Genomic DNA, 7,609 nt, shown 5'->3' with positions numbered 1-7,609 from the left:
GTACGGCGGTGGGGAGGAGAAGAAGGGCCGGGGGCGGGAGCGTTCGGCGGGGCTCGGGGCGTCCGCGCCGTCCGTGGCGCGCTGGCTCGGGGACATCCGGACGTACTTCCCGTCGTCCGTCGTCCAGGTCATGCAGCGTGATGCCATCGACCGGCTCGGGCTCTCCACGCTGCTCCTGGAGCCGGAGATGCTGGAGGCCGTGGAGGCCGACGTGCACCTGGTGGGCACGCTGCTCTCGCTCAACAAGGCCATGCCCGAGACGACCAAGGAGACCGCGCGAGCTGTCGTACGCAAAGTCGTCGAGGACCTGGAGAAGCGGCTCGCCACGCGCACCCGCGCCACCCTCACCGGCGCGCTCGACCGCAGCGCCCGCGTCAGCAGGCCGCGCCACCACGACATCGACTGGAACCGCACGATCGCGGCCAACCTCAAGAACTATCTGCCGGAGTACCGGACGGTCGTGCCCGAGCGGCTCATCGGGTACGGGCGGGCATCGCAGTCGGTGAAGAAGGAGGTCGTCCTCTGCATCGACCAGTCGGGGTCGATGGCCGCGTCGGTCGTGTACGCCTCGGTGTTCGGTGCCGTGCTCGGGTCGATGCGGTCCATCGACACCAGGCTCGTCGTCTTCGACACGAATGTGGTCGACCTGACCGATCAGCTCGACGATCCCGTGGATGTTCTCTTCGGTACGCAGCTCGGTGGCGGTACGGACATCAACCGGGCGCTCGCGTACTGCCAGTCGCAGATCACCCGCCCCGCGGACACGGTCGTCGTCCTCATCAGCGACCTCTACGAAGGGGGCATACGCGACGAGATGCTGAAGCGGGTCGCGGCGATGAAGGCGTCCGGCGTGCAGTTCGTGACGTTGCTCGCGCTGTCCGACGAGGGGACACCCGCGTACGACCGCGAGCACGCGGCGGCGCTCGCGGCGCTCGACGCACCGGCGTTCGCGTGTACCCCGGATCTCTTCCCGGAGGTGATGGCAGCGGCGATCGAAAGGCGCCCTCTTCCCATACCGGACATGAATGCGCATCGGTAACAGGGGACTTGCGCAAGGACGGGCGGCCCGTGCGAGGATCGGCGGGCTTCACTCCGAGCATCGCGCTCCGTGTCCCGGCCCGCCCGGCATCCGTGTCCTGCCTCACCCAGCAGAGGAACCACCTCATCTTGACCTCCGCAGCAGTCGTTCTGCCCGATGCCGCTGTGCGCGCGGTGGCCGGGCGGCGTGCGCTGCAAGTGGTGCTGCTGCTCGCGGGGTTGCTCGCGCTCGGTTTCCTCTGCGGTGAGCGGGCTCAGGCGGCCGATGGGCTGCCGGCCCCGGATCGCGTGGAGTCCGCGCGGTCGGCCGACGCTTCCGCCGAGCCGATGCGTGAAACGGCCCGGGCCGCGCACACGACCGTGCGCGAGGCTCCCGGTGAGCTCGCCGCCGGCGCCCGTGCCGGTGCCGATGCCGCCGGGCCCGTCGTCCGTGGCGTACATGATGTCGCCGTGGACGGGGTCGTGCGTCCGGTCGTCGACGAGGTCACCGGACTTCTCGCCGCCGGCCCGGAGCGGGTGCTGCCGGACATGCCCGAGCTGCCGCGGCCCGGCACCGGTCTCGGTGACGGCGAGGATGCCGACGGCGGTACCGGGGCCGATGCGCCGGACAGCGCCGCCGATTCGCGTGGCGGTCAGAGCGAGGCGAATGCCCGGGCGCACGAGGGGCGGAAGTCCCACGGGGCGCGGGCCGGGTCCTCGTACGGCCACGGCCACGGCCACGGCCACGGCGACGGCGATGCGTACTTCGTCGGTCGGCTGACGCGCGGTGACGGTTTCTGGGGCGGCGACCTCTCGGGAAGCGCGCCGCGCGGCGGGCACGAGCCGCTTCCCCTGCCCGGTGGTCCGGTGCGGACGCTGGGCGGACCGTCGGCCGGTGACGGAGGTTCGACGCGGCACGGCGATCCGTGCGCGGCCTCGGGCGACAGCCGTGCGCCGGTGCGGCTGTTGGCCGGTGCCGGGGCCTCTCAGGTCTCCGCGTCCCTCCGCGACAGACACCGGGACATTCCCGAATTCCCTGGCTAGGGCAGCCCTTTCCCCGCGATGACCTGCCGCGCGGGGGCGGAACAGGTCTGCCCGCCGGTCCCCGGAAGCCTCCGGACGGACTGGAACCACAGCCAGAGTTCGAATTCGAAGGATCTGACGCAAGCATGAACAAGAACATCCGCCGTTCCATCGTCATAGCCGCCGGTGTCACGGGTGCCTGGGCGCTCGGTTCCACCGTCGCCAGCGCGGACGAGCTGCCGCAGCACTCCATCGCCCTGCCCGACCAGGCGTCCGACGCGGTCGAGGACGTCTCCGTCGACGACGTCACGGTCGACAACGCCAAGGGCGACGCCGCCGAGGCCAAGGCGAAGGTCAAGGCGAAGGTCAAGGCCAAGGCCAAGGCGAAGTCCACCGTCGCGGACGCGAAGTCCACCGTTGCCGACGTGCGCGCCGCCGCCCCCAAGGCGGACCTCCCCCAGGTCGACGCCCCCACGGTCGACGCCCCCGTCGGCACCCCGGACGTCGGCACCCCGGACGTCAGCACCCCGGACGTCAGCACCCCGGACGTCAGCACCCCCGAGGACTCCGTCGACTACCTCTTCGGCCCGCTCTCCGCCTTCGCCCCGGAGCTGGAGAACACCACCGCGACGGCCACCACGACGGCCACCACGACGGCCACCGCGGCCACCACCACCGCCACCCCGATCGTCGACGAGACGGCGACGGCCGTCCTGCCGCCCGTCGCCGCCACCGCCGTCGCCGGCGTCGTGCCGGTCGCGGGCCAGGCGGTCAACGACGTCACGTACCTGGCGCAGGGTGTCGTCGGCGACGTGCAGCCGTTCGCCGGCGGTGTCGTCGGTGAGGTCGGGCCGTTCGCTCAGGGTGTCGTCGCCGATGACGTACAGCCCTTCGCGGGCGGTGTCGTCGGCTCGGTCTCGCCGCTCGTGCGGACCGTCGCCGACCAGGTGCGGCCCGTCGTCCAGGGTGTCGGCGGCAGCGCCGACCAGCTGGCGTACGGCGTGACGGGCGACGTGCGGCCGTTCGCCGATGGCGTCGTCGGCCAGGTCTCGCCCTTCGCGCAGGACCTGACGGGCACCGTCGCCCCCGACGCGCAGGCGCTCGGCGGGAACGCCCTCACCGGCGTCCAGGGCGTGGCCGACTCGGTCGCCCCGAGCTACCTGCCGACGTACGAGCAGGCGTACAACGCGACGTACAACGCGACGTACAACGGCTGATCACGCGAGAGGCACCCGTACGGCAGCACCAGCCGTACCAGCCGTACCAGCCGTAACAGGCGCAAACGGGCGGCCCCTGGACCCACAGGGGCCGCTCACCTCGGCGTTCGGGCGGCCGTGAGGGTGAGGCGAGGGCACGATCTGTGACAGTCATCACCGCCCAAATGTGATCCGCGATTTAGGGACCCACGTCCCACGGCGATAACCTGCGAGGCGGACATGCCGCGTACCGGACTCCGTCCTACGCCTCCCTTGTGACAGCGCAGTCACGTTGCCCTCCGCGGCACGCCCACGCAGACAGCTGACCACAAAGCAGCGAGATCGCAGCGAGATCACGGAAAAGGGACGGACGCGCGTGGACCTGTTCGAGTACCAGGCGAGGGACCTCTTCGCCAAGCACGGTGTACCGGTGCTGGCCGGTGAAGTCATCGACACGCCTGAGGCGGCGCGTCAGGCCACCGAGAAGCTGGGCGGCAAGTCGGTCGTCAAGGCACAGGTGAAGGTCGGTGGCCGCGGCAAGGCCGGCGGCGTGAAGCTGGCGGCGAACCCGGACGAGGCCGTCGCTCGCGCGACGGACATCCTCGGCATGGACATCAAGGGCCACACGGTCCACAAGGTGATGATCGCCGAGCTGTCCCCGGAGATCGAGGCGGAGTACTACGTCTCGTACCTCCTCGACCGCACCAACCGCACCTTCCTGGCCATGGCCTCGGTGCAGGGCGGCATGGACATCGAGGAGGTCGCGGAGAAGACCCCCGAGGCCCTCGCGAAGGTCCCGGTCAACGCCGTCGAAGGCGTGAGCATCGAGAAGGCCCGCGAGATCGTGGCCAAGGCCAACTTCCCGGCCGATGTGGCCGAGGGTGTCGCCGATGCGATGGTGACCCTGTGGGACACCTTCGTCGCCGAGGACGCGCTCCTCGTCGAGGTCAACCCGCTGGTGAAGACCAAGGACGGCCGCATCCTGGCCCTCGACGGCAAGGTCTCGCTCGACGAGAACGCCGACTTCCGCCAGCCCGACCACGAGGCGCTCGAGGACAAGGACGCAGCCAACCCGCTCGAGGCTGCTGCCAAGGCCAAGAACCTCAACTACGTCAAGCTCGACGGCGAGGTCGGCATCATCGGCAACGGCGCGGGTCTCGTCATGAGCACCCTCGACGTCGTCGCGTACGCCGGTGAGGCGCACAACAACGTCAAGCCGGCCAACTTCCTCGACATCGGCGGCGGCGCTTCGGCCGAGGTCATGGCGAACGGCCTGGAGATCATCCTCGGCGACCCGGACGTCAAGTCCGTCTTCGTCAACGTCTTCGGCGGCATCACCGCGTGCGACGAGGTCGCCAACGGCATCGTCCAGGCGCTTGAGCTCCTCAAGTCCAAGGGCGAGGAAGTCACCAAGCCGCTGGTCGTCCGTCTCGACGGCAACAACGCGGAGCTGGGTCGCAAGATCCTGAGCGACGCCAACCACCCGCTCGTGCAGCGCGTGGACACCATGGACGGCGCGGCCGACAAGGCCGCCGAGCTCGCGGCCGCACGGTGACATTGCGCGTCTCCGACACGACAAGGGACTAGGTACAGAACAGCCATGGCTATCTTCCTCAACAAGGACAGCAAGGTCATCGTCCAGGGCATGACCGGTGCCACGGGCATGAAGCACACCAAGCTCATGCTGGGTGACGGCACCAACATCGTCGGCGGCGTGAACCCGCGCAAGGCAGGCACGAAGGTCGACTTCGACGGCACCGAGGTGCCGGTCTTCGGCACGGTCAAGGAGGCCATGGAGGCGACGGGCGCCAACGTCTCCGTCCTCTTCGTGCCGCCGGCCTTCTCCAAGGCCGCCGTCGTCGAGGCGATCGACGCCGAGATCCCCCTCGCGGTCGTCATCACCGAGGGCATCGCCGTCCACGACTCCGCCGCCTTCTGGGCGTACGCGAAGTCGAAGGGCAACAAGACCCGCATCATCGGCCCGAACTGCCCCGGTCTCATCACCCCGGGCCAGTCGAACGCCGGCATCATCCCGGGCGACATCACGAAGCCGGGCCGCATCGGCCTGGTCTCGAAGTCCGGCACGCTGACGTACCAGATGATGTACGAGCTCCGTGACATCGGCTTCTCGTCGGCCGTCGGCATCGGTGGCGACCCGGTCATCGGTACGACGCACATCGACGCCCTCGAGGCGTTCGAGGCCGACCCCGACACCGACCTGATCGTCATGATCGGCGAGATCGGCGGCGACGCCGAGGAGCGCGCGGCGGACTACATCAAGGCCAACGTGACGAAGCCGGTCGTCGGCTACGTCGCCGGCTTCACCGCCCCCGAGGGCAAGACGATGGGCCACGCCGGCGCCATTGTCTCCGGCTCTTCTGGCACCGCACAGGCCAAGAAGGAGGCCCTCGAGGCCGCCGGTGTGAAGGTCGGCAAGACGCCGACCGAGACGGCGAAGCTGGCGCGGGCCATTCTGGCCGGCTGAAGCTTGACCTGAGCTGTTGAAGGTGGGCCCGCATCTCTACGGAGGTGCGGGCCCGCTTTTGTCCGCGGGGCGCCTATTCCGCCCGTGGCGTCAGGCGTTCCGGGCCGCTCGAGAACTCGGCGCGCAGCTTGCTGTGGAGGGTCTGGTCCGCGTACGACAAGGGGCCCGGGCCCATTCTCGGGGGGACTCCGCTGATGGCCTTGCCGGGGGACTGCGGGGGCTCGTAGCGGGTGGGGGCCGTGTGCAGGGTCAGGGCCGTCGCGCCGGTGATCAGGGCCGTGAGGGCGATCGCGGCGCGGGTCCAGAAGCGGGCGCGGTCCTCGCTTCCCGTGCGGACGCGGTCCGCCTTCGGGGGGCGCAGCTTCTCCGCGGTGCAGAGTTCGCTCAGGCGCCGGTGCAGGGCGTCCGGGGTCGCCGCGAGTTCCGGGATCTTCTCGGTGATCGTTTCGTGCGCGCGCAGCAGCCGGTTGGCCGCCGCGGGCGTGCTCGCCTCCGTCTCGGCCGCCGTCTCGGGCAGGTCGAGGCCCACGCCGTCGTAGAGCAGCAGGGTGCGGCGCTGTGCGGGCGGCAGGCTCATCAGTACGTCGAGGAAGGCGCGGTCGGCCCGTTCGGCGGGCGGGGCGTCCGGGTGCCGGTGGGCGGGGCGCAGGCGGTGCCAGGGCGACATGGCGTACTCGTACGCCGCCGCGCGGACCCAGCTCGCGGGGTCGCGGTCGACCGCGACCTCGGGCCAGCGCTGCCACGCGAGCTGGAAGGCGCGTTCCACGGATTCCTGGGCGAGGGCGCGGCGGCCGGTGAGGAGGTAGGTCTGGCGGACCAGGGAGGGGGCGCAGGTCGCGCAGAGCTCGTCGAAGGCTTCTGCGGGGGTCAAGGTCTTGGCGGGCGGTGCTTCTGGCGTGGCTACCGCCACAGGGCTGGGCGTCGGCCTGTCGTTGGTCTTTGCGGTGCTGGGCAGTGTGCGTTGTGCCCATCCGTTCCGCCCTGCGGAATGCCTGCCCACACCATGGACAGCCGACTTCTGCTCCTCTGTGAACGTCGCCAGGAGTTTGGCGTAGATCTCACGTCTGCGGCCGCGTGGGGCGGTGCGGCCCGACTCCCAGGAGCGGACTGTTTCCTTCGTGACGCCCACTTTTGTGGCGAGCTCCGCCTGGCTCAGGGACGTTGCCTCGCGCAGTCGCCGGCGTTCCTTCGGGGGCGGCAACGGGGTAGCAGGGCTCTGGGTCATGTCGGACTCTCCGCGCCGGGGGCCGTGTGCCGTCGTGCGACGGGCAGCCGGGCGCAGCCGACCCGCCGTACGGAAAAGTACATAAACGTATCTTGAGCGACACATCGGGTATTCGCCTGTTACGGGGAGAAAGCGCGTGTCGTTGGGAGCATGGCGGGGTGACTCACATCACCGACCGCAGCTCTTCGTTGCCGCCCCTGAAGCCGCTCCTTGAACGGGCGCGGGGCCGCTCACCCGGACTGGCGACCTGCCTGTTCGGCGGGGCCGTCGCGGCCGGGCTCGGGCTCGGTTCGTGTGCCGTCCTGGTGATGGCGCTGTGGATCAGCTCGCCGTATCCGGACAGCGGGCCCGGCGGGGCGCTGCATGTCGCGGCCGCGGTGTGGCTGATCGCGCACGGCACGGAGCTGATCAGGACGGACACGCTCTCCGGGGTGCCCGCGCCGGTCGGTGTGACGCCGCTGCTCCTGGTGGTGCTCCCGGGCTGGCTTGTGCACCGGGCGGCGCGGGACGCGGCGGATCCGGAGGGGCGGGGGATGGCGGTGCGGACCGCGTGGTGCGGGGTGGTCGGCGGCTATCTGCTGGTCGGTACGGCGGCGACGCTGTATGCGGCGGGGGGTGAGTTGCGGCCTTCGTGGGTGAGCGCGGCCGTGCAGGTGCCGGTGG

Annotated in this window: 7 protein-coding genes; 6 read left to right on the top strand and 1 reads right to left on the bottom strand. The window is 70.5% G+C overall.

Annotation, left to right across the window (positions count from 1 at the left end; genetic code table 11):
- The 5 genes from E2651_RS38775 to sucD form a co-directional block, all read left to right on the top strand.
- On the top strand, positions 1 to 1,039 hold a 1,039-nt coding region (locus E2651_RS38775; protein ID WP_135335972.1), incomplete at its 5' end, for a VWA domain-containing protein.
- A gap of 128 nt (positions 1,040 to 1,167) precedes the next feature.
- Positions 1,168 to 2,061 (top strand): hypothetical protein, encoded by an 894-nt coding sequence (locus tag E2651_RS38770; RefSeq protein ID WP_135335971.1) that lies wholly within the window; start codon positions 1,168 to 1,170, stop codon positions 2,059 to 2,061.
- Between the two features lie 125 nt (positions 2,062 to 2,186).
- Positions 2,187 to 3,257, top strand: coding sequence for a hypothetical protein (locus tag E2651_RS38765; protein WP_135335970.1), 1,071 nt, complete (start codon positions 2,187 to 2,189; stop codon positions 3,255 to 3,257).
- Positions 3,258 to 3,612: 355 nt separating this feature from the next.
- Positions 3,613 to 4,791: an ADP-forming succinate--CoA ligase subunit beta gene (sucC, locus tag E2651_RS38760; RefSeq protein WP_135335969.1), complete on the top strand. Its 1,179-nt coding sequence runs from the start codon at positions 3,613 to 3,615 to the stop codon at positions 4,789 to 4,791.
- Positions 4,792 to 4,836: 45 nt separating this feature from the next.
- Complete coding sequence (gene sucD, locus E2651_RS38755) at positions 4,837 to 5,721, top strand: succinate--CoA ligase subunit alpha (RefSeq protein WP_030779547.1); 885 nt, start codon at positions 4,837 to 4,839, stop codon at positions 5,719 to 5,721.
- Between the two features lie 73 nt (positions 5,722 to 5,794).
- Here sucD and E2651_RS38750 read toward each other — a convergent pair whose 3' ends face one another.
- Complete coding sequence (locus E2651_RS38750; RefSeq protein ID WP_135335968.1) at positions 5,795 to 6,946, bottom strand: helix-turn-helix domain-containing protein; 1,152 nt, start codon at positions 6,944 to 6,946, stop codon at positions 5,795 to 5,797.
- Between the two features lie 167 nt (positions 6,947 to 7,113).
- On the opposite strand from E2651_RS38750, the gene E2651_RS38745 reads away from it, so the two are divergent.
- On the top strand, positions 7,114 to 7,609 hold a 496-nt coding region (locus E2651_RS38745; RefSeq protein WP_245239482.1), incomplete at its 3' end, for a DUF6350 family protein.

The organism is Streptomyces sp. MZ04, assembly GCF_004684775.1.
Lineage (GTDB): Bacteria > Actinomycetota > Actinomycetes > Streptomycetales > Streptomycetaceae > Streptomyces.
This window is presented reverse-complemented; position numbering and strand designations above follow the sequence as displayed.